This is a genomic window from Acidicapsa acidisoli (assembly GCF_025685625.1).
In the GTDB taxonomy this organism is placed as follows: Bacteria; Acidobacteriota; Terriglobia; order Terriglobales; family Acidobacteriaceae; genus Acidicapsa; species Acidicapsa acidisoli.
The window spans coordinates 1,753,405-1,779,739 of sequence record NZ_JAGSYI010000001.1; the positions used below are offsets into that span (position 1 = coordinate 1,753,405).

Below are 26,335 nucleotides of genomic sequence, written 5' to 3' on the forward strand. Positions count from 1 at the left end.
GCGTAAAATCTCAGAAGGATCGCAGGGTGCAGTGAGTGCAATTCGTTTCTGCAACAAATCGAAGCGCATGTATTAGTGACAGCACTCCGCGCAAATATGTCATGGAGATTTCCCTCAGATCCATCGCTACCGTTTTGTTCACCGCGCTTTGCTTCGCGAGTGCGAGCCGCGCTCAGGTCGAGGATGCTATCTCAAGCAGCTCGACATTGCAGGAACACTACGAGCATGCAGGCAAGCAGTTGGCCGCAAATAATCCAGAGGAGGCAGCTAAGGAATATCGGCTCTTTCTCGCAGATGCGCTCGGCGAACTGGCGGTTGGAATCGCCCACGCCGGGCAATATAAAGAGGCGGTTCCGTATTTCGATGAAGCACTGAGTTTTGCGTCGGACTCGGCGACCCTGAATCTGGATTATGCGCATGCGGCGCTGCAAAGTGGAGATATTGAGCACGCGAGCATTCTCGTGGAACGGGCAGCGCTCGATAGCCCGCAGAGCAAGGCGTTCGAGGCAAAGGTGCATATTCTTCGCGGAAGAATCCTGGTCAAGAAAAACTCGAATGAGCAAGCACGGCGAGAGTTGGAAGAGGCGGTTGCTCTTGACCCCACTTTCGAGGCTGGATATGAGCTCGCAGTCACGTGCCTGAACATGGAAGACAAGCAGTGTGCCGCGAAGATCTTTTCCGAAATGAGTGCATCGTTCGGCGACTCGGCCCAACTCCATATGTACTACGGTCGCGCGTACGAAAACTCTGACTTTCAGACGGAAGCAGTCACGGAATTCCAAAAAACAATCGTGATGGACAGTCACCTTGCAGGCGCGCATTACTCGCTTGCAGCCGCCTATCTTGCGATCGGCGGCAATGAGAAGCTCACCCGGGCTATCGATGAACTCATGAGAGAGATCCGGTTGTTTCCAAAGAATGCAATGGCCTATGCCGCGTTGGGCCACCTCGAAGCGGACCAGCACAAGCTGACGGAAGCGGAGAAAAACCTCAATCGCGCTGCGGCTCTTGATGCAAGAAATCCGGACACTTTTCTCTATCTTGGCCAGATCTATGCAGAAATGGGAAAAACAGTAGAAGCAGAAGGAGCGCTGCGAGCATCGATTCAACTCACAACCGATCCGTCGCGCAATCGCTACCAAGTGCAAAAGGCCCACTATCTTCTTGGAAGACTACTTGTGCAGTCCGGAGATGCCGCGGAAGGAAAGAAAGAGCTGGCGGCTTCCGAGGCATTGCTGAACGCGAATCTCTCACGCGACCGGGACAGGCTTTCGGATTATCTTGAGGAAAATTCAGGAATGGGGGCACAGTCCAGACTGCCGTCCGGGACGCAGGCGCTTGTTGTTCCCAAGTTATCAGAAGCCGACGCCGATCCGGAAGCACAGCGGCAGGTTGATGAATTCAAAAGGCAGATAGGACCGGCAGTCGCAGACAGTTACAACAACCTTGGAGCGATCGAGGCAAGTGAGAAAGATTTCCCCATGGCGCTTCGTTACTTCGAGCATGCTGCTGAATGGAATCCCGAGATGGAAGGATTGGATCTGAACTGGGGCAGATCCGCCTACTCCGCAGGCGAGTTCAAAGAAGCGATTGCGCCGCTCACGCGATACCTTCGCACTCATCCGGATGACAAAAATATGCGTTCTGAACTCGGACTCAGCGACTTCATCCAAAGAGACTACACGAACACGCTCGCCACGCTTGAGGTCATCGAGGCAGATCCTGGAATCGCTCCACAAGTAGCTTATGCATACGCTGAATCACTCGTGGAGACAGGGCAAGTTCGTGTCGGCGTAGAGCGACTGAAATCTCTCGAAAGCCGGGTACCAGGTGCGGCCGCAGTCCATAGAGCTTTAGGGGAAGCTCTCGCCGCGAACGGTGATACGAAGTCCGGAGTGCAGGAGTTGGAAACAGCAATTCAACTGAACCCGCAGAGCGCTGAATCCTACAACGATCTGGGGAAACTGCAGCTGAATCAGGGAAACACCACCGCCGCGATCGTCAGTCTGGAAAAAGCCGTGAGCCTTGCACCGCAGGATGGTGTTTTCCATCGTAATCTTGCTGACGCATATCGAAAAGCGTCTCGCGCCGCAGAAGCAGATCGTGAAATGCAGCTCTATAAAACGCTGCCTCGAGCCGATATTCATCAGGCACCCTAAGAATTCAGGGTGATGGGACTTATCCATAGCTTGCTTATAGCTTTACTTGATGTATCAAAGACAAGCCCGGCTCTTGACTCCGGATCGAGCGGACTTCGCCTAGAGGCTGATATGAACTTTGGGTCAGAGAGCGTGTCTGGTGTGCGAGCAAGAACTCAAGCAGGCGGAGAGTCGATAAAGAACGCGAAGCGATCGGGAACGAAAATTGTTGCAAATTGTCCGTTCTACGGCCCAGAATCGTCAGAGTGTGTTCAGTCGTCTGCGGGGGAGCCCCCTTTGCATCGGAGCTGAGCGTGTCCAGACTCGACCATCTTCCGTGGTCCAAATCGTCCCGGATTTCGCGGTACGGGGTTGCTCTTCTCTCGGCTACCGCGGTACTGATTATTTCACGACCTCTGTTCGTTCATTTAGGGACTCCTCCGGGAACTTTTTTTCTTTGCGCAGTGATGTTGAGCGCCTGGTTTGGCGGACTCGGGCCGGGTTTGCTTGCAACGGCGTACTCCGCTCTCGTGTTTTATTACTACTTCTTACCCCCTGTGCATTCCATGGGTGCAAAGCCCGGACAAATACCCAGGCTTGTCATGTACATCATTGCAGACCTTATTATTGGATTTCTGAGCGCTGCACAAAGGAATGCCAAAGAATCGCTCAGGAGCGCGCGCGATGATTTGAAACGCACGGTCGAAGATCTTCAGAGTTCCAACGAGGCGTTGCATGCAGAGAGCCGTGAGCGCAAGCAGGCCGAAGAGGCATTGCGACAGGCCCAAGCGGAGCTCGCACGCGCCAACCGGGCAAGCAGCATGGGAGAGTTGACTGCCTCGATAGCACACGAAGTTAATCAACCGATTGCGGCCGCCATCGCCAACGCCCATGCTTGCCTTCGCTGGCTAACCCGCGATCGACCCGACTTGGACGAGGCATGTGCGGCTGCATCGAGAATCTTAAAAAATGGAAATCGTGCGGGTGAAATCGTCAACCGGGTCCACTTGTTTTTCAAGAAAGATACTCAAGTACGGGAATTGGTTGATCTAAACGAAACAATTCGAGAGATGATGCTTATTCTGCACAGCGAGGCTATCCAATACACCGTGTCAGTGCGGGCGGACCTCGCTGCAGATCTCCCTCAGGTCTCGGGAGATCGTGTACAGCTCCAACAGGTGTTGATGAACCTCATGATGAACAGCATTGATGCTATGAAGGAGGTGGATGGGATTCGCGAACTAACCATCCAATCACAGCGATGTGAGCAGGGGCAGCCGCTCATCTCAGTCAGCGATACCGGCGCTGGCATTCCGCCGCAGCAGGCGGACAAGATCTTTGAGGCATTCTTTACCACCAAGACTCACGGCACGGGCATCGGGCTGAAGATCAGCCGTTCCATTGTTGAATCGCACGGGGGGCGCTTGTGGGCCGCCGACAACCATCCGCGGGGTGCGCGATTCTGTTTCACATTACCTGCCAACGGCGTGACACAAGACAAAGTTTCGTCGGGAGATCACACTGAATCGAGAGAAGGTCTTCACGCCAACAAGCCGGTTGTTGAGTTTATGGATATCAAACGCAGGACGTAGCGGAAGTGAGGTCTGCGAAACGCTCTTCCGTGACTGCACGAGAGTTACGCCGGCCTGTTTTCGCTTGCACTGGATCACACGGGACGGCGCACAACTATGCCACCTTTTGCAGCCGGCTCACTCGTCCTACTTCTACCCATTCGACAACGTAGATGTTACCTGAGTGGTCGAAGCATGCACCATGTGGGCAAACGAACTTACCTGGTTTGAAGTTATCTCGGGTCAGCTTGCGTGTGGCCATATAGTCGCTGGAGGAGTCGTCGCCAAGATGCAGCAGGATGTTGTTGTTCCGGTCCATCAAGGTGACGCGGGCGAACAGGTCGGGAACAACCATATCGCCGTTCTTGTAGATATTGAAATGGCACGGCGCATTAGTTCCATATAGGAAGTCGATGTGTCTGCCGTCAAGCGTAAAGCGCTGAATGCGCTTATTGCTGCGATCCGCGACATTGAGAAGCGGTTGAGCGCCGCGCGTGTCGAGAAGGATGCCGTGCGGGCAGAGCAATTGGCCGGCTTCTTTACCGGGGCCTCCGAAGGCGCGGATGTATTCTCCCTTGCTGTTGTACTGGAGAATGTAACTTGAACCATAGCCGTCGGCGACGTAGATATCGCCGTTGGGCGCGACGGCCAGATTGGTCGGGCTGTATTTCAGTGGTTTTCCATCAGGACCGGGCTTGACGTAGATCTCTGACTCTTTGGGGTATCCCAAAGTAAATACTTCTTCGCCGTTCAATGTTGTTTTGACCACGAGGCCACGTTGAATGTCACACAGGTAGAGAAACTCGGTTCCCTCCTCCTTGCGTATGAATAGGCCATGCGCCCCGCCCCGGAACTCCTTGCCCCAGCTCTTGACGAACTTGCCCTGCGCATCGAATACCACCATGCTGTCAGGCTTCTCGCTGGTGGAATACACGGTGTGATGAATGTAGATGTGCCCCTGTGAATCTTCACAGACGCCGTGTGTGTTGCCGTATTGAATATCTGCGGGAAGCTCGCCCCAATCATGCGTGACTTCGTAGGTATGTTCGCCTGAGCCAACCACAGGCTTATTGCTTCCTGACTTGTTCGTTACTCCAAGTAAGAGCGGGGCAACGAAGCCGGTGCCAACCTGAGCGAGAAATTCGCGGCGAGACGGATTCATCATTATTCTTCCTCGAAATCGGTTATTCGGAAAATGTCAGCGGCTCGGAGCCTGATTTGCGCTTGCCGACAGATTGGTTGCAGGAACCTTCAGCAGTAAAGGTGAAGAAGGGTGCATGGTCGGTGAATTCGATTCGACGATTCCAACGACGTAGATTGGCTGGTCTGCTGGCTTTGCCCACTCCTCGGCGCGCAGCGTGAATGTGCGGCTGGTCTGGGCCTCGGTTACGAGTACTCCGTTCAGTCCTACATTGACCACACGAACGCCGGGAGGAAGATTCTGCACGAAACAGGGCACGCGTCCCTTGAAGCCGTTGTGGCGGTCGACATGGAGCGTTACGGTAACTTCCTTGCCTGGTTCGATGGATATCTGCTTTGAATCGGTGGTTACGACCACATCGGGCGGAGGTGTGATGGACGCGAGTTGCAAGGTTGGATCTTTGTCTCCATCCCGGTTCGCACTGCGAATCATCTCGTGCCCGTCGATAGTGGCGTGGCCGATCACTTCTATCGATGATGGCGGTCCGTCGAGCGGAGCATTTGCCGTGGCCGATAGAACAACTACGGTCGAATCCTGCCCCGGCTCAATTGTCGCGGGATTTGCTATCACTCCCTGTGGCAGACCCTTTACGGAAATGGCGATTGGGGCCTCGTTACCACTCCTTGCAGCTACGGAAACGATCATCGTCGTGGAGCCGCCCCTGGGTATGTTGGGGTTGGCCGGCTCAGCCTTAAGGTGGAAATCCGGAGTTGCATCGCGGATGGTCAGACGGTAGGCAAAGTCGGGACCTTCCATGCCGCGAACATCCTTGAGATGCAGCAGGTAATCGCTATCGGCGGGGGCAACGAAGTCCAGCTTCGAGTCTGCTCCGTAGCCTTGTCCTCCGTCGTCGTTGCGCCAAGTAAGGTGAAATACCGGTAGTCCATTGGATGGCAGGTCGGCATCTGGAGGCAGAATCTGCGCCTTGTAGACGGGAGTGTTGACTGGATGGACATCGGGGGATGTTCCAAGATAGGCGAGACGAAGGTCGTCGATGCTTTTCAGAAGAGTATCCGCATCGGGCTGGTCGGGAATGAAATCGATCCGATTGAGTTCGTCGCCGATCATAAGGTAGTCCCCTTCCCGCAGTTCGGAGGTCGATATGAAACGAGTGTTGACGGTCCTCGAATCCCGGTCGGCGAGAGTCGTCGTTGTCTGGTTCAAGCAGCGAATCGTCGCCCGCGAAATAGAGTTGCCCTGCGCGTCGAGAATCTCTATCACGGAATCCAGCGCGGAGCCCAATCGCGCGGCTGCTACATCGATGCTGAGTTGTTCTCCCTTGTTCGCACGGAAGCGGAAGTAATCTTCGTCCGGGCTTCCGCCGGCTTTCATGCCGCCGTCGATGTGTCCATTGATCGTGACTGGCAGTGTGACGGATTGTGCCTGCGCAATGGTGTTATTGGGTTCCTGCTCAAGTATCTGGGGCTCGTCGCTGACTGCGAGTTTTACCTCATTGAGTGAAGGCAATCCGCTGCTTTTGATTACGAGCGGTATCGTCGTCCAGCCTTCCTGAGAGGCTGCTTCCACTCTTACTTCGTGCATCCCGCTAAGGTTGGCACCATCTATGGAGATTGATGCGGCTTCGCCAGCCCTCACTCCAAGCGGGAAAAAGCTTGTGATAAAAGGCAATGGCCCGGCATTCAGCCTATAGTAATAATCCTTTCCGCCTTCGCGATCGCGGTCGGTGATCGATATCGTGTATCTGCCGTCGTTAGGCAGCTTGAAGTGCAACACTGCGTCTGCATCTGCGTCATTTTTACCGGCGACGGCCAATACCCGGCCCGCATCGTCCCGCAACTCGAGCATCGACTTGAGATTCGAACCGAGCTGCGACGCCTGCACTTGAAGAACGATTTCGTCGCCGGCCTTGCCCTCGAAGGGATAGCTATCGTTGTCGCCGGGCGCGGTGATGGTTCCGATCAGTGTGGCCGGCAATCGGACGACTGCGGGCATCGCTTCGTTGTCGCGCCGCGTGATCTCTGGCAGTGCTCCGATAGCTAAGGCCATTGTGTTGGTTGTCCCGAGTGGAGTCTTGATGCGGAAGCGATGAATGCCGGGCGAAACATCGTTCGAGGCGACGATTTCAAGCTTCGCCGTCTGTTTTTTGCCCAACGGTACCTGCGCCCCTAGATCTTCTCCTGCGCGGGGCGGCGTGATTTGCTCGGGCACGTCCGTAATCTGGGTTAACTTTGCGCTCAATCCTGGCGCGTCAAAAATGACCTGCGTGGCGTCGGAGAGATTCCGACCTTCTACGCCGAAAATTGCGGTGGTGCCGCGCTTCATCCCTGCGGGCGAAATCCGCGCAACACTTGGCGGAATAATCGGGATAAGAGGAGCGCTCGCAGCACTCGGCCCATCGGCGTAAAGCGGTACTGCGCTTGTGAATACCAGACTAAGGAACAGGGTAAATCTAAGAGACCTGATGGTGTCGCGCCTATGTGCAGGGAGGCAGAATGTTTTGGAGTTAGAGGCATTCATTTCCCGGTAACCTCCTTGACTTGGTTCGGCATGGGCGGCAGACGAGGATCAAATACCAGCATCGGTGGCCGTAATTCCTGGTAACTCTTTACGTCATACAAGCTGAGTGTGCCGTCGTAGCGGCCTGCGGCAAGCCATCTTCCATCGGCGCTGATGTCAAGCGCTTGTACCCAATCGGATTGCTTATCGATTACTCCGACTGGGTCGAGCGTTGCGGCGTCGCGGAAACGGATCGACCTGTCGGATGAGGCGGTGATGATCATCTTGCTGTCCGGTGACCAGAGCATCGCGAGCAGACTGTCCGCGTCTGCGATCAGCGACTGACTAAGGTGACCATTCTCCCCCGCCAGTCGCCAGATGTAAATGGTTTTGTCGTAGCCACCGGCAGCTAACTGATCGCCTGCTTTGGAGTAAGCAATGCTGGTGAGGCCGTCCGATGCATCACTGAGTGTATATAAACGCCGTCCCGTTGCGACGTCCCAGATCTTTACCGTCCTGTCCTGCGAAGCGGATGCCAAATGCTTGCCGTCGGGACTGAAGGCAACCGCAAAGACAGCGTCGATATGATCCTGCAAGCTGCGAATTTCCTTGCCCGTCGCGACGTCCCATAACTTCACAAGCTTGTCGTAACTTCCAGAGGCAATCAGCTTTCCATCGGGACTCCATGTAATTGAGTAAATGCAATCTTTGTGGCCATGCATGGTCTTGATAAGCTGATGGGACTGTAGATCCCAGATGTCGATCTCTCCTTCGCTTTGTGGTGTTCCACTGGAGGCGGCAATCAGTTTGCCGTCGGGACTGAACGCTATCGAGCGGACAGAATCGGTCTGGCCAGAGAGCGTTGCGAGCAGTTTGCCCGTAGCTGGTTCGATGAGACGGACTGCCTCGTATCCCCCAACGGCCAGCACGCTGGCATCGGGCGAGAACCTTGCGGCTGTCACAGGAGAAACTACCTTGACGTCGGGATGAATATCAGGGGCGGTTTGAGGTGTAAGCGGCTGGGTTGATGCGCTATTGACAGGACCGGGTGCGCCGGCCTCGATCCACGCCTTGAGAATAGCAATTTGCGCACTCGAAAGCGGTTCGCTCTCAAGAGGCATCTGCGGATCGATCGTACCCTGGATCATCTGAAACAAGCGGCTATCCTTTGCGTCGTGCGCAAGGATGACCTTTCCGTGTCTACCGCCTTTCATCAACGAGTTATAACTGTCCAGAATGAGTCCGCTCTTGTGTTCCGTGCTTGAATGGCATCCGGCGCAGTTCTTCTGCAAAATGGGAGCAATCTCCGCACTGTAACTCGGCGTTGATGCCATCGCGCGGACTTCGAGAGCGTTGCAGTTAACTAAGACTGCTCCAATCGGCGCGATCATCGCGCAGGCCATCGTGATTGAGATGGCTCTACGGATGACGGGTTGGTGGAATATTGCAAATCTCATAGATACATCAGTGATTGAACATAAACTCTTTGCTGGTCAACAGGGCCCACGACAGGTCGATTAGCGCGGCACGACGTGGATCGTCCATGCCCGCGACCTTTTCCTGCTCGGCGGAAGCGAGACCCTGTACGAGCGCGGTACGCTCAGAGTCGGTCGCTGGACGGCTGAAGGCCGAGCGATAGAGATAGTCCACGATCTGATCGTCGGAGAAGCCGAGGCGGATCAGCATATCCAGCGAGCTGCCCGAAGCGCGCAGCTTGTTATTGAGTGTGTCTCCGTTGATGATGTGCAGCGCCTGCGTGATTGTGGGCACTGAGCTTCGCTCGCTCTCGCGCGTCTGCTGCCGAACGGGCCGTCCGAAGGCGGTGAGAAAGTAGGACTTCACCGCGGTATCGGGAAGCTGCATCCCGCGCATCCCGACGGGATAACCATCGAATTTCTCCGGAACCTGGGTGATCTGTGAATAAGCATCGAGCAGCACCTCGGCTGGAAGGCGCTTGATCAAATAATGAGAGCCGTACTTTTCGTCGTCTACGTTTTCTTTCAGTGGTCTCGATGAAGTTTGATAAGTCGCCGATTGCATGATGGTGCGGACCAGATAATCAACATCGTAGTCATGAGCGATGAAGTCTTTCACCAGTGCGTCGAGTAACTCTTCATTGGTTGCTGGATTTGTATCGCGAAGATCGTCGACCGGCTCGATCAGTCCGCGACCCATGAAGTTGCGCCAGACGCGATTGACAATATTGCGAGCAAAGAATGGGTTCTCGGGACTAGTGAGCCACTTGGCGAAATACTGACGGGTGTCGCCGGGAGTTTCGCTCGAAAGAGCCGCAGCATCGAGCGGCTTGGGCGGCAGCGGAATCATCAGGCGATCATCCATGAACTCGCCGGTGGGTGCGGAATAGACGGTCACGTTGTTGAAGAGTGGGCCAACAGCGGTTCGGAAGCCGGATGGCGCAAATGTCTTGAGCCGAACACGCGCAAAGAGATTGGCCATGCCGTAATAGTCTTTCTGGGTCCACTTGGCCAGAGGATGGTTGTGGCAGTGGGCGCAGCTGATGTTGATGCCCATGAAGGCCTGCGCCATATTCTCTGAAGTGTCCAGAGGATCGCGATGGATGAGCCAATAATTGGCCGCTCCATTTTGGAGCGTGTTGCCGGTCGCAGTCACAATCTGCGCTGCGAACTTATTCCACGGCGTGTCGTTTGCCACGCTCTCCCGAATCCAGTTGTAGTAACTCCACATTTCGTCGCTGGAAAGGTGATTGCTTGAAACCAGCAACAGATCGGACCACTTATAGGCCCAGTAATCGACAAACTCGGGCAGCTTCAACAGGGCGTCGATCAGCTTATTGCGCTTGTCTGGTGAAGCATCTTTGAGGAAGGCGTCGGCCTCGGATGGAGTGGGCAGAATTCCCGCCGCGTCGAGATAAGCCCGGCGTAGGAATTCAGCGTCGGATGCAGGCGGCGAGGGCGGAATGTGCAGTATCGCGAGGTGCTTCAGAATTGCGTCATCGATGAAGTTATGCCGTGGCGCTTTGGTGAAGACGACCTGCTCCAGCCTGCGTGGGAAGGGAATGCGCAGCCGGGAAAATGTTACGTGGCTCTGATACCAGACCGTAACTGGAGCCTCGCCATAGCCACGCATGATAACGTGGCCATTGCCGTCAACGCTGGCAACGCCTTCATCGCCGCTGTCAAATTTGGACCAGCGCGTAACGTCTGCTGTGTGCCCGTCGGAAAATACTGCCGTGACAATGAGTTGCTGCTCGGCTCCGATTCGGAGCGAGGCCTCGGCGGGTAAAACGCGTATCTCCGTTACGCGCGGGTCTGATTCCAGAGGGGCTGGCATGCCTTGCGCGAGCCACCCGGCAATCACCTTGTATTCCGGTGAGTTGACGTCGAAACGCCGTCCGCCGCCGTGCGGAATGGTGAGCGTAGGCTTGAGGAGGATCAGGCTATGGGCTGGCTCTATCCTGTCGGTGCGCCGGGCGTTGGCCTGATGGGTCAGAGTGTAGTAATCGACGACGGGGTCATACCCGCGCAGAGTCAGCTTAAATCCATTCTTGCCTGCGGCTGCGCCGTGGCAAGGCCCCGAGTTACAACCCATCTTGGTCATGACCGGGAGCACGTCGTTGCGAAAGCTCCAGGTCGATGCGGTCCGATAGTCTTTGACGGTGAGGGGAGCAGTCGCGCGATGACCCGCCAAGGACGCGGTAATTGTCGCCTGCCCATCGGCCTGCGGATCAACGGAGCGATCTTTGTCAACGTTAGCAACCTTCGAGTCCGAGATGGTGAAGGTAGAGCGCGAAGTGAGATCTTCCTGATGCCCGTCGGCGAAGGTTCCTTCTACGAGCAGACGCTGGCCGTTTCGCGGTCCGCTGATTACGACGGAAGCCGGCAAAATCTCAATCCGGGTAAGTGTGGCCAGGGATGTAACTGGCTTTGGGGGCGGCGCAGTGTTGTCAGTCGTTGTTGCTTCGGGTTTGAGCGTCCCGGCTGGATGAAACGGAGCATCATTCGGAACCCGGACTGCCGCAGCTTGTCCAGGTGCGGAAGCAAGAGCGCTGCGCGGAGCAGGGATTCCACCAAGCATCGCAACGAATGCAACGACAGGCAGAAACTTCTGCAGGTACTTGCTCTGCATAACTTCCCCTTAATGCAACCACCAAGACCATTGGTGTTTTGAAAAACAGCTTACAACTAAGTCACTTACTCTCACTTGCCGCCTAAATCAGAAGTTCTTCTATCGGGTCGAAGCCGTGATCCACAAGCCGCACGTCGCGCCCTTGCGGAGTCTTCAAGATCGTGTCAACCGGTATGCCGAGACACTTGTAAACCGTCGCTGCAACATGCGAGGGCGTTACCGGGCGGTCCTGAGGCGCCGCGCCGATTGTGTCGGATGCGCCGACGATGTTTCCGCCCTTGATGCCGCCCCCGGCAAATACAACGGTCCAGCACTGCGGCCAGTGGTCGCGGCCACCTGCGGGATTGATGCGCGGCGTACGTCCGAATTCGCCCGTAGCCAGTACGAGCGTGCTGTCGAGCAATCCACGCTGGCTCAGGTCTTCCAGCAGAGAACTGTAAGCGTTGTCAAACATCGGCCCGACTAACTCGCTGTAACAGCTAATTGGGCTGAAAGGAGCAGAGCCGTGTATGTCCCAGGTAATGTCGTTGAAGACTGTCTCGAACATGTTGAGGGTTACGAAGCGGACTCCACGCTCGACCAGCCTGCGCGCGAGCAGGCAGCCCTGTCCAAAGCGGTTCATGCCGTAACGCTTGCGAACCTCTTCTGGTTCCTGGTTCAGTTCAAAGGCCTCGCGCGCCTTCGCAGAGGTCATCAGCGTATAAGCCTGATTGAAGGTCGCGTCCATCAGCTTCGTATCTTGATTCGTTTCCTCGAAATACTGAACGGATTTGTCTACTTCTGCACGCCAACTTCGTCTTCGATCCACGCGGACTGCCGAAATGTATTCCGGCGGAAGCATGTCCGGCACCTTGAAGTCAGGGGCGGCGGGATCGGCATTCAAGACGAAAGGATCATAGCCCTTGCCGAGAAATCCCGCTGTGTCTCCGTGCGGCAAATTGCCGCCAAGCTGCCCGATCATGTATGGCAGCAGCACGTTGGGTGGCATATCTCCACGAGCGCCTTTTTCAAATCGCAGTACCGAACCGTAATTTGGCGACTCAAGGCCTCCTTGAAATAACCTACCCGTCTGCATCATCTGGCAGCCTGTATCGTGGACAGCAGCGGCCGTGTGATAAACAGAGCGGAGCAATGCGAACTTATCCGCATGTATCGCCATGCGGGGAAAAATCTCCGAGATTTCGATCCCGGAAACATTGGTTTTGATTGGCTTGAACGGTCCGCGAATTGAGGCCGGTGATTCCGGCTTCATATCCCACGTGTCGAGCTGGCTGGGGCCGCCTACCAGCATTAACTGGATGCAACTTACGTCTTTGTCAGGCTTTACGGCTCCCAGGGCTTTGAGCCGATAAAATTCGGGCATGGAAAGGCCGAGGAACGCGAGTGATCCTGCATGCAGAAAGTCGCGGCGCGTCACACCATCGCAGAAGTGAACTCGTTTATCCGCATCCAGCCGGAACATAGTCTCCGCCTCACGAAGCCAGCGCGCTTCGACTTGCGTCGAACCTGAATCGCGAGCGATCTTAACAGCCTGTTGAAGAGCCCGGCAAGTTTCGTAAGCGGGCGGAATATTCCGAGTCGTTAATTATGGCAGCATAAATCGTCCCAACAACGAAAGGGAGCCGACATTGGCGTCGGCTCCCCATGGATTGTGTGGCTTAGCTCCGAGGCTACTTCTCGAAGACTTTCTTGATATCGCCCACCTTCTTTTCGACGACGCCGCTGATTCTTTCGGCAGCGCCTTCGTCTTCAAGCCGGGGATTGTTGGTGACGTGTCCGATCTTCTGTTTCACCGCGCCCTTCACTTCATGGACCTTGCCCTCCACCTGATCGTGGGTGCCTGATGTTGGTGTTGTGGATGATGTCATACGAGTTCTCCTTGGGTTCCAAACTTGCTGGACGTGCTGGATGGGATGATGCGAATGCCCTCGAATATCCCGCGCGTAGATACTCCGCCATTGCGGATAACCTCTCAGCGCTTTCCCAAGGTAGTCTTTCAAGCTGTGCTTCGGTGTTCTGAAGTGGGCATCGCCGTTCTTTTCCGCGTCTGTTTTCCCCGAGTGAGCAAGATCGCACACTGCCGCATTATGGACTGACCGAGCTCACCGTGATGCCAGGCCGGGGCTGTATGGTGGCCACGCCTCCATGGCTGAGAGTGCCGGCGGGAAGATCGGCCAAGCCGATTCCGGGCCCCTCCCAGAGGAGCCGCGGGCTGCCTGGGCTCGTCGATTCCAGCGCTTCCAGTCTCAGGGTGTGTTTGCCGGCGCGGAGCCCGATCGTTCCCTTTGCGTAGCGCATTGCATTCACCGGCGAACCGCAGACTTCTCCGAAGGGTGGACCGGTCTGCGCGATGAGTTGTCCGTCGATGAAGAGCCGAGAGCCGTCCCTTACCATCAGGGAAAAGCTGTACCCTCCGTCTCTCGGAACGTCGACGAATCCGTCGTAAGAGACTGCAAATCGTGTGAATCCGCCTGTTTGGACCGCTGCCAGATTCGGTGCAACACCGTCTGAGGTCGGAGTCTCTGCGGCGAATGCGGGCAACTCGGGCCATGTTCCGGGGTAAACACGGTATTGCAAGCCAGGCAGAGTCTTACCCCGGGCCGTAGCAGACTGCCATCGCCCGACGACAGTGACATTCTGCTCCGCCCAGTCCTGGTGTCCCTGTTTGTCCTGTACTTGCAGCAGCACTCGAAATCCACCCGCTCCCGTGCCACCTTTGCCGCTCGTGTCGGTCCCGTCCAACTCAGTGCCCATCGCATCGGGATAGCGATGCCGCACGCGCCTGCCGTGGGCGATTGTTCCGTCCCCAAAGATCCAAGTGTATCGAAGGCCAGCCGCAGCGCGACCAGCAACCTCATCTGCCGTAAATGTTGCCGGCATGCCCGGTTGCAGTACCTCGGGGGTTATGCTGAATGCGGCCCGGATTGATTTGTCCACGGCTGCGTATGTGGGTTGTTGAGCGCCGCCAGTGACTCCCACGGGCACATTGCCGTTTGCTGTCAACGCCGTCTGGCCGTATTTCACATTGTCCAGATGCACATCTTTCACCTGGCCCTGTAGTCGCGAGGGGATCAATGGCGGCTGCCCGAGAGCCCAGATATTGCGGAAGGTGAAGCCGTGGAGATCGGGCTGCTCCTGCTCGATCTGGAAGAGGGAATACCAGTCATCCAGCCAGAGATTTTCGAATGTGTAGCCGCTGTGCTGTCCTTTCGCCCCCTGAGCGCCCCAGAAGGTGAAGAGCGCAAACGGCAGCCCGCATGAGCCGATACCGCCTTGCAGAATGTCTGAGTCGCGCAGCGTGAAATTGCGGGAGTTAAATGTCTTCTGGGGCCATCCGGCGCGTACGATATTCGAGATGCTGGTGGAGAGGACGCTATGTTCGACCAGGATGTTGGATACATCCTGGCCCGGAGCTACGAGCGCATCGTGTCCATACCCGTCCCAGTTTCCCTGAATGGCAAAGACATCGTCCGAGGCGCGGAAGAAGGAATCGCGAATGACGGCATCGCCGCCGCCCAACCAGTCCATTCCGTCCTGGTTGGCGTTGCCGGGGTTTCCGCCGATGACGCGCACGTCGTCGTACTCAAAGTCGGTCGAGTCCTTCATCTGGATCGACCAGGTGCGGCTGCGCACGACGCAGGTCAGTCCGCTGATGTGAATGTGATGCGATTGCAGTGCTCCGATGCAATGCCAGTCCGGCTTTTGCATCCAGCCCTCGTCGTCCTCGGGGTTTTGCGGGCCGTTATAGACGATCACGCCGCGGCCCGTCACGGTCACGTTCTGGACCTTCCACAGGTTGAGGCTGCCAAAGATCACCGCTCCCGGCGCAAGGTACCAGGTTTCACCGCTCTTTGGGTTCAGGCTCCCGCGATGCTCGCCTGGGCCAACGAAGTGGAATCCAGGCTGCTCTGTCATTCTCCTCGTGGGCGCGATGGGGGGACGCGATACAAAGAGAAAAAGCATTTTCGCGTGATTGAGAAAATCCTGAGGGCGGGAGATTGAGAGCTTTGCCGGGTCTCTGAGCAGGAATTCAATTGTGCGGCCTTTGCGCACAGGCCTGATACCTAATCGCCAGGGCTGAATATCGACGCCATGGTCCCAGAAGCCATCCTCGGCCGCAGTAATCGTGATCTTTACTGGACCGTTTGTGTCGATGTTGGCAAAGTCGTAGCTGGCCGCCGCGTGCACGACGTCTGTTGGTTTGCCATTGACAAGAACTGTAAATTCGGAGGACTTGAGATCTTGGGGAACGGGAATCTCGGCGACGCGCCCGTTAGCTGGGAGGCAGGTCGAGAGAACCAAGATAACTGACAGCACAACAAGGAGATGCAGTGGCTGATTCAGCAGGGAATTCAGTCTTCCCGTGATCATTACTGAGAATCTAGCGACGTTCGTAGAAATGGAAAATCCCCCGATTGAGGAGTTACCGAAGCGTGACGTGGGATTGACAGCGTCAAGATCGATCTGAAGGGGGAAATTCCCCGCCAACTTGGTCTGGCTGACGTCCAAATCCACTCCAGCTTAAATGCCTTCTCCCATCGAAACATAATCCCGCAACAACTCCAACTCCTGCCTGTAAGCTTCTCGCTCCTCGTCCTCATCGCGGAAGGTATGCGGCGCGGTCTGGACGCCGCCAATGTCAGCCTCCAGGCGCTCTACGCGCTCGGCCAGGGCAATGAGCGCGTCTGAAAGCGGATCTTTGATTTCATGCGGATCGGTGATCAGAACCCTGTGTCCGTTGCGGTAGATGATATGCGCCGGTACACCGACGACGGTCGAATTCGGCGGCACGTCGCGCAGGACGACCGATCCCGCTCCTACACGGGAATTCGCGCCGACGGTTATGTTACCGAGGATATTCGCGTTATTGCCTACAAACACGCAGTCGCAAAGTGTTGGATGGCGTTTTCGACTTACATTGTCGCTGCCTGTCCCGCCGAGCGTTACACCCTGGTAGAGCGTGACGTCATTCCCGACGATCGCGGTTTCGCCGATTACCACGCCCATGCCGTGGTCGATCAGCAGGCGGCGTCCAATTTGCGCGCCGGGGTGGATCTCGACACCGGTCCAGAAGCGCGTGATCTGCGAAAGAATGCGCGCGGTCAGACGCCAACCGCGCAACCAGAGCCAATGGTCGACGCGATGCGCCCAGACCGCGTGCAGGCCGGGCGAGCAGAGCAAGACCTGCAGTCCTGATTGCGCTGCCGGATCACGCTTCATTACGGAATCAATGTCTTCGCGAATCCGCGCCAGCCATTCCATGCAACGTCCTCGGTTGGAAGCCAGGAAATCTCAAAGTGTGGAGTGTGAAGTGTGGAGTGTGCGTGACCCGTCTTTCACACTTCACACTCGTCTTATAGATTTACCGGCTGCGCCTGTAGCGCCTGGACTTCGGCCCGTGTGGCTTCAAAGAGCGCGCTGGAAAGGTAGCGTTCGCCGTAGCTGGGAATGATGGTCACAATCAGTTTGCCCGCATTCTCGGGCCGCGCCGCCACCTTCAGCGCCGCAACTACGGCCGCGCCCGAGCTGATGCCCACCAGCAGACCTTCTTCGAGAGGCAAGCGCCGAGCCATGTTGATCGCTTCGTCGTTGGTTACCTGGATGACTTCGTCGATCAGTCTGGTGTCGAGAATTGCCGGCACGAAGCCTGCGCCGATGCCCTGGATCTTGTGTGGTCCGGGCTTGCCGCCGCTGAGGACAGGGCTGTCGGTTGGTTCCACGGCAATGGCTTTGAACTCCGGCTTGCGCTCCTTGATGTAGCTGGCAACGCCGGTCAGCGTCCCGCCCGTGCCGATGCCGGAAATGAGAATATCGGCTTTCCCATCGGTGTCGTTCCAGATCTCTGGGCCGGTCGTTGCATAGTGGATCGCCGGGTTAGCCGGATTGTCGAACTGACCCGGCGTGAAGCCGTTGGGGGTCGCGGCCAGGATCTCGGCGGCCTTGGCAATGGCGCCCTTCATGCCGTTCGGACCGGGGGTGAGCACCAGCTCCGCGCCAAAGCTGCGCAGCACAACCCGCCGCTCCAGGCTCATCGTCTCCGGCATGGTCAGGATGAGCCGATAGCCCTTAACCGCGGCGACAAATGCGAGGCCAATGCCGGTATTGCCGCTGGTCGGCTCGATCAGTACGGTCTCGCCCGGCTTGATCTTGCCGTCGCGCTCAGCGGCCTCGATCATGGCCAGTCCGATGCGGTCCTTCACGCTGCCCACAGGGTTCTGGCTCTCGAGCTTCGCCACCACGATCCCCGGTAGGCCTTCGGCTACACGGTTTAACCGCACCAGCGGAGTCTTGCCAATCAACTCCGTTACACTCGCTGCAATGCTCATAACAAGCTCCTCGTCTTGCGACATTTCATGGGATGAGTTTCTTGAGTCTTAAAATTTTTCTGGGATTGGCCGGGGCTGAAAGCCCCTGTCGCAGGTCATCGATCTAGAGAGTGTCGAATTTCCGCGCAAGAACGCCTCGGCGTAAGCACCAGACCGGTACTATCGACATCGAGACATGGCCAAAGGTTACGCCGCGAGGCCCCGTTTGCGCAACATTATCAGAAAAATCTCAGTTAAAAATCGAGGCGTGATCATTCAGACGCTTATTGGCTGTTCTACCTCGGAAACGACAAAGAATTTCACCAGGGTCGAACTCCCAAAAGAAGTCAGGAATGCCACATCCGCCGCATCGCGCCCGGTGGCCATCAGCACCCGTCCGATTCGAGGCTCGTTGTTGCGTGCGTCAAAAGCCCACCACTTGTGATCGAGATAGACCTCGAACCAGGCGCTGAAGTCCATGGGCAGCCGCAACGGCACGCCGATGTCACCGAGATACCCCGCAACATAGCGCGCGGGAATGTTGAGACATCGGCAAAAAGTCACGGCCAGATGCTGAAAGTCGCGGCAAACGCCAACCCGTTCTGTAAAAACATCCAGCGCTGTCTTAGTCGGCCGGGCGAAGTTGTAATCGAACCTCACCGCATTGTTGACCCAGTTGCAGATTGCCTGTACTCGGTTCCAGCCCGGCGCAATGCCTCCGAATAGCTCCGAGGCGACCGGGGACAAAAGGTCGACTTCGCAGTAGCGGCTATTGAGCAAGAAACGCAACACATCGTCCGGCAGCTCGTGCGGCGGAATCTCACGAGCATCCCAGGCAACCGGGTCCGGCAATCCCGAGTCCTCGATCAGCGTCGAGTTCCACAGTCTCAGACGGCCCGGCGGGGCAAGAAACCGCGTGCAGATGTTGCCGTAGCTGTCGCTATACTCGTGAGTAGCTACTCCGCCATCCACATGCAACACGTCAGCCTCACGCAGGTCAGCCGCGCGCGACGGATGCACCCGAAGCTGGGCCACGAAGGCCAGCGGCGCGGGAAGATCGAATTCAAGGTCGTAACCTAATCGAATAAGCATGGTCACTTTCGATGCGTTGTAGCATCCATTTGTTGTAGGAGCTGCCTGTATTCGTAGCTGCTGGGTTCAGGCTCGCGGCAAAGAAAGTTGCAGGGACCGGGGAAAAGATGACCTATTGTTTAAGCATCATGACACACGAAGGCTTGGTCATGGCATCGGATTCGCGCACGAACGCCGGATTTGACGACTTAAATGTCGTGCGCAAGATGCATACCTTTATCCAGCCGGATGAACGCGTTTTTGTAATCCTATGCAGTGGCAGTCTTTCGCTCAGCCAGTCGGTCATCAACCTGGTTCGCGCCAGCTTCGACGCAGGCGAGGGCATAGCCCAGGCCAACTCGATGTATGAAGCCGCCCGGGAAGTTGGCCAGGCGATCCGCCAGGTCTCCGATCTGGACCGCGCCGCCCTTGAACGCGACAGCTACAACTTCAATGTGCATCTGCTACTGGGCGGCCAGGTACGCGGGGAAGCGCCGCGGTCCTTCCTGATTTACCCGCAAGGGAACCCGCTCAGTTCGACAGAAGACTCGCCGTTTCTGCAACTTGGCGAATATAAATACGGCCGGCCAATCCTCGACCGCGGCATCGTCTATGACTCCACCAGCCTTAAATCCGCCGCCAAATATGCGCTTCTGTCCTTCGACGCCACCATGCGTTCCAACGTTACGGTAGGGCCGCCGATTGAGATCATCCTTTACCGGAAGGATAGTTTTCAGCTTGAGAACTACCGCAGGCTCATGGCTGGCGATCAAGAACTCGAGACAATCCACTCGCTATGGGAGCGCTACCTGAGAAATGCGGTCGAGGATCTGCCGATTCTGACCTTCGGACCGCATCCAGCGTACGAAAAGCAACCTGCCTTGCTCTAGTTCGCAATGATCAACGTTAGGGTCGAGCTGTGCGAAGGTCCTCCAGATGCTGCAGTTGAGGCCGTCACTGTCACGGTACTCGTGCCGGTCGGAGTGACTGGTCCCGTTGGCGTCGTCGCCTGAGAGCCGCCGCCCCCACAACCAGCGACGGCAATCGCCAAAGTCACGGCTCCAAGAACGAGCAGCATATTCGTAAACATCCACTTGCCGTCTTTCCTGTTTCTGCTGCGAACGCCAAGCAATCCGAGGAAACCTGCGAATCCAGCAGGACCGATGGGCAGAGCCAGCGCAAGCCACCCGGTTTTTGGGGGCTGTGCAAGCGTCGCTGCCTGGCTATTGACGTTAGTGGCAATCGTCAGAGTGAAAGTGACGGGTGAGCCGGTGGGAGTAACCGTCGCTGGACTGAAGGTGCAGATCGAATTGGCTGGTAGCCCTGAACAGGCCAACGTCATGCTTTGGCTGAATCCCCCAACTGGGGAGATCGTGAAAGCAACCGTGCCCGAGCCTCCTTGCGGGATGGTGAGCGAGGTCGGGTTAGCCGTGATCGAATAGTCCGGTACAATGACCGTCTCGGTAACGGCGGGAGACGTTGAGCCTGTAAAGTTCGTATCGCCTGCGTATGTGGCGGTCAGGCTGTCGGTTCCGGCGGGCAGCGATGTGAGGTTCAGCGTTGCGACGCCGCCGGAGAGCGTTCCGGATCCCACGCTTGTGGTGCCGTTCAAGAACATGACTGCCCCGCTTACGCTGTGATTCTGTGCTGTGCCTGGAGTCAACGTAGCCGTCAAGACGACCTGTTGGCCCAGCCCGGTGCTGCTGGGGTTAGTGGTTAGAGACGGCGTTGTCGCAACTGGCTCCGCTGTCAATCCGGTCGTGCCGGAAACGCTGGCTGCATAGTTGGTATCCCCCGGATAACTCACCTGCACCTGGTGCGTCCCTGAACCGACAACTGCGATATTGCTTGTTGTTGCGGTTGCGACCTCGGTCACCTGCGCCAGAAACACCGTGACAGCGTAGTAGAAGTGCCCTAGGACGCCCGCCAGATCCGCCAGGCCATCACCGTTAAAGTCTCCTACGGCTACAGCAGAAGCATTTCCACCGATTTCTGGACTATCCGGCTCTCGCACAAACGTTCCGTTCCCATTACCCAGCAGGATCGTTGATGTACTGTCGTCCGAGTTTGCCGTTGCCAGGTCGGGAATGCCGTCACCGTTGAAGTCTCCGACCACGATGGACTCCGGCCCATATCCCACTTTCACCGGACTGGATGCCGCTTGTGTGAATGGCCCATTCCCGCTCCCGAGCAGGATCGTCACAGTGGCATCTACATCGTTGACGGTCGCCAAGTCAGCAAAGCCATCCCCATTGAAATCTCCGACCGCAATGGATTCTGGCGACTGACCGACAGGAATTGGGCTATCTGGAGACTCGGTGAACGTCCCATTTCCGTTCCCCAAGAGGATCGCCACCGTGTTGGCGGGGTAATCGTTGGCTACGGCGAGGTCGGGGATGCCATCACCGTTAAAATCTGCGATTATGACGGACTTTGGCGAGATTCCGACGTTTACTGGACTATTCACCGCCTGCCTAAACGTCCCATTTCCGTTTCCCAGAAGAATTGTTGCCGTCCCATCCTCATGATTTGCGACGGTGAGGTCCAAATTTCCATCCCCGTTGAAATCACCTACTGCCGCAGAGAGCGGATCGTTACCTGTAGCCACCGGACTGCCTGTAGCCTGCTGGAACGTTCCATCTCCATGGCCAAGCAGAATTGTTACGGTTCCGTCCCCAACCTCCGTAACGGCTAGATCTTCAATTCCATCGCCGTTGAAGTCTCCCATCACTACAAATGCGGGATCGCTGCCAACGGTCACTGGGCTATTGGGCGCCTGAGCGAACGTCCCATTTCCTGCTCCCAGCAGAATTGTCACTGTGTTACCGGTCTCGTTGGCGACGGCCATGTCCAGCAAGCCGTCATTATTAAAGTCTCCTACCGCGATGGATGCCGGACTCTCGTCTGTCCTGAAAAACTCAGGTGAGGTAAAGCTCAAGCTAGGCACAGAACTATCCAGTGTCAGTGATTCAGTGCCCAGCACATAATTCGCATTCGCTGCATCGAGAAACGACACAGTTCCGGTAGGCAAAATACCTTCATTGCCCGAAACTGTCGCCGTCAACGTATAGTTGCCCGCACTGCCGCTTTGTGCGATCGAGGTCATAGTTGGATAGCTTCCCGTTCCAGCCACCGTCAGCGCCGACGCATTCGAAGAACTTGGCGCATTGCCGGTTGTTCCGAGGAAGACCGCTTTGTAACTATGGCTTCCAACTCCAGGCATAAACTTCAGCGTTGCGGTCCCGGCGCTGGTCAACTGCGCCACCCCGAGCAAGTGAATATCCGTGCAATACTTCGCCGTCGCGTCGCAGAACTCGACTTGCCCCGGTGTCACAGCAGTGCTCCCCGCCACTACGGTTGCGGTGAGCGTCACCGCAATGCCAGAAGGCGACGTTGTTACCGCTTTGCCGCCCGATGTCGCGGTCAGAGTAGTTGTCGTCGAGGCGCTTCCCCATCCCGGTAGCGAGCCTCCGCACACCAGGACGCATAGCCCCGCAATCGCCAATGCAATAGGTCTCGAAGTTATAGACATATGAAAGCGGCGGAAACTTATGAGTTTCTCGCAACGGCCCGAAAGCATTGAAGACATTGAGAGAAATCTCCGCAAAGGCTGAGACGGCATTGTCCATCGCAAAAAACCAGCTTGTAACTTGCTTCAAGCGAAGTCTATGAGCATGAATAGTGGAAACTTCGGGTAACTATAGATGACTCTGTCGCCGCTTGGCTACAAGAATGATCCTTGCGTCGTCATGCTGTGCCCCTCCTGCGGCCCGCAGCGGCTGGGGCCCGGGAAAGGGCTCCAGCCGAGCTGATAGAATTAAAGTGGCTAGAAGTGCGGCACAGTGCCCATTTTGCGCCCCCAACCGTGCGGCCCTCAAGTCAGAAGCGACCTGGCCGGACCAAGTGGCTGATCCGATTGGCCGAAACAGGATAAGGAAAACAGAATCTCCGTGAGTCAGACGATACGCAATATCGCCATCATCGCCCATGTCGATCATGGGAAGACTACCCTAGTGGACGCCATGTTGCGTCAGTCCGGCACCTTCCGGGCTAATGAGCAGGTTGCAGACCGCGTCATGGACTCCAACGACCTGGAGCGCGAGCGCGGCATCACCATTCTCGCCAAGAACACGGCTATCTTCTTTGGCGGCGGCAAGATCAACATCATCGACACCCCCGGCCACGCCGATTTCGGCGGTGAGGTCGAGCGCGGCCTCAAGATGGTCGACGGCGTGATGCTTCTGGTCGACGCAGCCGAAGGCCCGCTGCCGCAGACGCGCTATGTGCTCGCCAAGGCCCTCGAAGCCAAGCTCAAGCCCATCGTCGTCATCAACAAGATCGACCGCCCCGACGCTCGCGCGCAGGAGGTGCTGAACGAGGTATACGACCTCTTCATCGACCTCGACGCCGAAGAGGAACAGCTCGATTTTCCCGTTCTCTACACCGTGGCCAAGCTGGGGACTGCGACCACCGACCTGGCGAAGACTGGCGAAGACTTGCAGCCGCTTTTTGAAGCTATCGTCAAGACGATCCCGCCGGCAACAGGTGCCCCGGATGCTCCACTGCAGATTCTCGTAACCAACCTCGACTACTCCGAGTACTTTGGCCGCATCGCCATCGCCCGCGTCTTCCAGGGCACGCTCAATGCCGGGGATGAAGTGATGGTTTCGCGCCGCGACCTGTCTCTGCAGAAGGTCAAGATTACAAAGCTCTTTACCTTCGCCGGTCTCAAGCGCACCGAGACCACGGTGACGGAAGTTGGCGACATTGTGGCCATTGCCGGAGTGGAAGGCATCACCATCGGCGAGACTTTCACCAGCATCGAGAACCCAGCGCCGCTTCCGCTCATCGTCATCGACGAGCCCACCATCGCCATCCAGTTTTCGGTCAATAACTCGCCCTTCTGCGGTAAGGAAGGTTCGCTCGTCACCAGCCGCAACCTGCGTGAGCGCCTCGACCGGGAACTGCTGACCAACGTCTCCATCCGAGTAGAGGAAACCGGCAGTCCGGACAGCTTCAAGGTTCTCGGCAGGGGCGAAATGCAGCTCGGCGTTCTGATCGAAATGATGCGCCGTGAGGGCTTCGAACTCATGGTCGGCCGTCCCGAAATCGTCACCAAGACCGTAGACGGCGTGAAGATGGAGCCGGTCGAGCACGTCACTATTGACGTTCCGGAAGAGCACACCGGCGTGGTCATCGAAAAGCTCGGGCCACGCAAGGGTGAGATGACCAAGATGCACAATCACGGCTCGGGCCGCGTCCGCATGGAGTTCCGCGTACCCAGCCGAGGCATTATCGGCCTGCGCACCGAAATGCTCACCGAAACTCGCGGAACCATCGTCATGAACACGCTCTTTGACGGTTACATTCCGTATCAGGGCGAGATTCCGCAGCGGCCCTCGGGTGCGCTCATCAGCGACCGGCAGGGCGTTACGACCACCTATTCGCTGCATGGTCTCCAGGATCGCGGTGTTCTTCTCGTTGGCGCTGGCGTGGATGTTTACGAAGGCATGATCGTCGGCGAGCATTCCCGCGACAACGACCTCGATGTCAACGTGGTTCGCGAGAAGAAACTGACCAACATGCGCGCGTCGAGTTCGGACGAAGCCCTTCGCCTCGTTCCATATAAGATGATGAACCTGGAGCAGGCCATCGAATTCATTGCCGAAGACGAACTGGTCGAAGTCACTCCCAAAAACCTTCGCCTGCGGAAGAAGATTCTCCAGGCCAACCGCCGACCGAAGCAGCGCCAGAACTCCGGCGAATAGGAATCGCCATACGGGCCGGAAGAGCAGGAGCCCGCTATGGTACCGTTCAAATACGGCGCTGCGAGAGCGGCGCCCGTCTTTGAATGCCAGACCAGAACTTTAGCGTGCCTTCCGAGCTTCCAAACCCGGCACCTGCGCAGCAGGCGGACGGCCCACAGCAATCCGGTTCTGAACCAACTCAGCAGGATGTCAACCTGATGCAATCTTCTCCAGGCGGTCCGGCAGCGCAGATTACCGCAGCGACGGACCAGAATCAAGAGCCGGCTCCTCAGCGCATCCCCTATTGGCTTCAACAGGCTGAGCGATTTCTCCGCGTCATCGTTCGCCTGTATCTCGGCTTGCTGGTCTGTTGCGCGCCCTGGTATCCGGCCGCCTGGGACAACAATCCCCTCTTCGCATCGTCGCCCTGGCTGATGGCTTTCATTGCACATGGAGCCGTTCGTGGGGTGGTTTCCGGGCTGGGAATTCTCAACCTCTGGATCGCTGTCCGCGAAGCTCTGCGCGGCCCCGTCGGCCCGGGCAAGGGATAGTCTCAGAGATAGTTTCGGACCGACTCCGATGCAAATCCCTTCGCGTTGTTCGGCTTCGGCCGGGTTAGACAGGTACACTCAACTTCCAGGCATTTGAGAAGCCGCCGAGAAGAGCGCGATCCTGCTCCAACCGAGATATCAGCATGAGCGATCAGACCCGCAATGATTCAAGACCACACGCCGCCGATGTTCCCGCCGAGATTCCATCCAACCAATCGGGCCCAGATGCAACGGATCAGACCTCCCGGAGTTCCGCGCCGCCGCATCTGGAACGCGCGCCGCTGGCATATGAGAATCCGGCATTCCTCAACAGCGCAGATGGCCGCCTCATCCGCATTCTCGCCGAATACACTGAGCCGCTCGCGCGCTTCCGACGGGAACGCATCCAGGATACGGTCGTGTTTTTCGGATCGGCCCGTTTTTACGGCAGGGAAGAGGCGGATCGCGCGTTGGAATTGTTGGAAAATACTGGTTCTCTGGCCGCTGCGCCGCAACATGAACAACCTGCAAGTATTCCCGAGATAGCTGAGGGCACGGCTTCTGAACTCGGCCGTCGCCGCGCCGTCGCAGCTGTAGAAATGGCCCGCTATTATGAGGACGCGCGCCGCCTGGCGCACATGATCACCACCTGGGCCAGTTCCATCCCGTCGACCCGTCACCGCTTTGTCATTACCTCAGGCGGCGGACCCGGCATCATGGAAGCTGCGAATCGCGGCGCGCACGAGGCTGGCGGCAAGACCATCGGACTGAATATCCGGCTTCCGTTTGAGCAGCGCCCGAACGCCTACATTACACCGGCTCTGAACTTCGAGTTCCACTACTTCTTCATGCGCAAGTTATGGTTCGCCTATCTGGCGAAGGCGCTGGTTGTTTTTCCAGGCGGCTTCGGCACCATCGACGAGATGTTCGAGGTTCTTACCCTGGTCCAGACGCGTAAACTCGCTAAGAACATCACTGTGGTCATCTATGGCTCCGAGTACTGGAAAAAGGTCTTCAATTTCGACTGGCTTGTCGATACCGGTGCGATCTCACCTGGAGACGTCGATCTGTTTCACTTCGCCGATACCCCCGAGCAGGCCTTCGATCTGCTTAAGGTAGGGCTCACGACACATCATCTCGCGCTCGAAGCGCGCCCAGCCGTCAACCCGGAAGATGTATTCGGCCCTGAGTTTGCGCGGACTTTGTAG

At 57.0% G+C, this 26,335-nt stretch carries 17 protein-coding genes; 6 read left to right on the top strand and 11 right to left on the bottom strand.

All coding sequences use genetic code 11. The features are described from left to right. Positions 1-101: 101 nt before the first annotated feature. Both OHL23_RS07045 and OHL23_RS07050 read left to right on the top strand, forming a co-directional pair. On the top strand, positions 102-2,159 hold the full coding sequence (locus OHL23_RS07045; RefSeq protein ID WP_263351080.1) for a tetratricopeptide repeat protein: 2,058 nt from the start codon (positions 102-104) through the stop codon (positions 2,157-2,159). A gap of 293 nt (positions 2,160-2,452) precedes the next feature. Beyond that, on the top strand, positions 2,453-3,730 hold the full coding sequence (locus OHL23_RS07050; RefSeq protein WP_263351081.1) for a PAS domain-containing sensor histidine kinase: 1,278 nt from the start codon (positions 2,453-2,455) through the stop codon (positions 3,728-3,730). Positions 3,731-3,824: 94 nt separating this feature from the next. On the opposite strand, the gene OHL23_RS07055 is transcribed toward OHL23_RS07050, so the two are convergent. From OHL23_RS07055 to OHL23_RS07100, 10 genes are all read right to left on the bottom strand, one after another. Next, positions 3,825-4,874 (bottom strand): NHL repeat-containing protein, encoded by a 1,050-nt coding sequence (locus OHL23_RS07055; protein WP_263351082.1) that lies wholly within the window; start codon positions 4,872-4,874, stop codon positions 3,825-3,827. 33 nt (positions 4,875-4,907) lie between these two features. After that, entirely contained in the window at positions 4,908-7,193 is a 2,286-nt protein-coding gene (locus OHL23_RS07060) for a PPC domain-containing protein (RefSeq protein ID WP_263351083.1), read from the bottom strand. A 191-nt stretch (positions 7,194-7,384) separates the two neighbouring features. Continuing rightward, on the bottom strand, positions 7,385-8,824 hold the full coding sequence (locus tag OHL23_RS07065) for a WD40 domain-containing protein (RefSeq protein ID WP_263351084.1): 1,440 nt from the start codon (positions 8,822-8,824) through the stop codon (positions 7,385-7,387). A 7-nt stretch (positions 8,825-8,831) separates the two neighbouring features. Beyond that, positions 8,832-11,474: a DUF1549 domain-containing protein gene (locus OHL23_RS07070; RefSeq protein ID WP_263351085.1), complete on the bottom strand. Its 2,643-nt coding sequence runs from the start codon at positions 11,472-11,474 to the stop codon at positions 8,832-8,834. A gap of 82 nt (positions 11,475-11,556) precedes the next feature. Further along, positions 11,557-12,936: a DUF1501 domain-containing protein gene (locus OHL23_RS07075; RefSeq protein WP_263351086.1), complete on the bottom strand. Its 1,380-nt coding sequence runs from the start codon at positions 12,934-12,936 to the stop codon at positions 11,557-11,559. A gap of 208 nt (positions 12,937-13,144) precedes the next feature. Next, complete coding sequence (locus OHL23_RS07080) at positions 13,145-13,342, bottom strand: CsbD family protein (RefSeq protein WP_263351087.1); 198 nt, start codon at positions 13,340-13,342, stop codon at positions 13,145-13,147. 217 nt (positions 13,343-13,559) lie between these two features. Continuing rightward, entirely contained in the window at positions 13,560-15,845 is a 2,286-nt protein-coding gene (locus tag OHL23_RS07085) for a PA14 domain-containing protein (protein WP_263351088.1), read from the bottom strand. 150 nt (positions 15,846-15,995) lie between these two features. Further along, positions 15,996-16,736: a serine O-acetyltransferase gene (gene cysE, locus OHL23_RS07090; protein WP_263351089.1), complete on the bottom strand. Its 741-nt coding sequence runs from the start codon at positions 16,734-16,736 to the stop codon at positions 15,996-15,998. Between the two features lie 92 nt (positions 16,737-16,828). Next, positions 16,829-17,800 (bottom strand): cysteine synthase A, encoded by a 972-nt coding sequence (gene cysK / locus OHL23_RS07095; protein WP_263351090.1) that lies wholly within the window; start codon positions 17,798-17,800, stop codon positions 16,829-16,831. A gap of 255 nt (positions 17,801-18,055) precedes the next feature. Continuing rightward, complete coding sequence (locus tag OHL23_RS07100) at positions 18,056-18,871, bottom strand: transglutaminase-like domain-containing protein (RefSeq protein ID WP_263351091.1); 816 nt, start codon at positions 18,869-18,871, stop codon at positions 18,056-18,058. A gap of 149 nt (positions 18,872-19,020) precedes the next feature. Here OHL23_RS07100 and OHL23_RS07105 point away from each other — a divergent pair, with 149 nt between their 5' ends. Continuing rightward, complete coding sequence (locus OHL23_RS07105) at positions 19,021-19,740, top strand: peptidase (RefSeq protein ID WP_263351092.1); 720 nt, start codon at positions 19,021-19,023, stop codon at positions 19,738-19,740. Here OHL23_RS07105 and OHL23_RS29170 read toward each other — a convergent pair. Further along, a complete protein-coding gene (locus tag OHL23_RS29170) occupies positions 19,737-22,355 on the bottom strand; it encodes an FG-GAP-like repeat-containing protein (RefSeq protein ID WP_263351093.1) in 2,619 nt (872 codons plus the stop codon). The genes OHL23_RS07105 and OHL23_RS29170 overlap by 4 nt on opposite strands. 445 nt (positions 22,356-22,800) lie before the next feature. Between OHL23_RS29170 and typA the strand changes: the two genes are divergently transcribed. The 3 genes from typA to OHL23_RS07125 all read left to right on the top strand — a co-directional run bounded on the left by typA (position 22,801) and on the right by OHL23_RS07125 (position 26,335). Next, positions 22,801-24,618 carry a translational GTPase TypA gene (gene typA, locus OHL23_RS07115; RefSeq protein WP_263351094.1) on the top strand — a complete coding sequence of 606 codons (1,818 nt, stop codon included), beginning with the start codon at positions 22,801-22,803 and terminating at the stop codon, positions 24,616-24,618. Between the two features lie 197 nt (positions 24,619-24,815). Beyond that, entirely contained in the window at positions 24,816-25,148 is a 333-nt protein-coding gene (locus OHL23_RS07120; RefSeq protein ID WP_263351095.1) for a hypothetical protein, read from the top strand. Between the two features lie 143 nt (positions 25,149-25,291). Then, the gene (locus OHL23_RS07125) at positions 25,292-26,335 is read left to right on the top strand and encodes an LOG family protein (RefSeq protein WP_263351096.1); all 1,044 of its coding nucleotides are present in this window, start codon (positions 25,292-25,294) and stop codon (positions 26,333-26,335) included.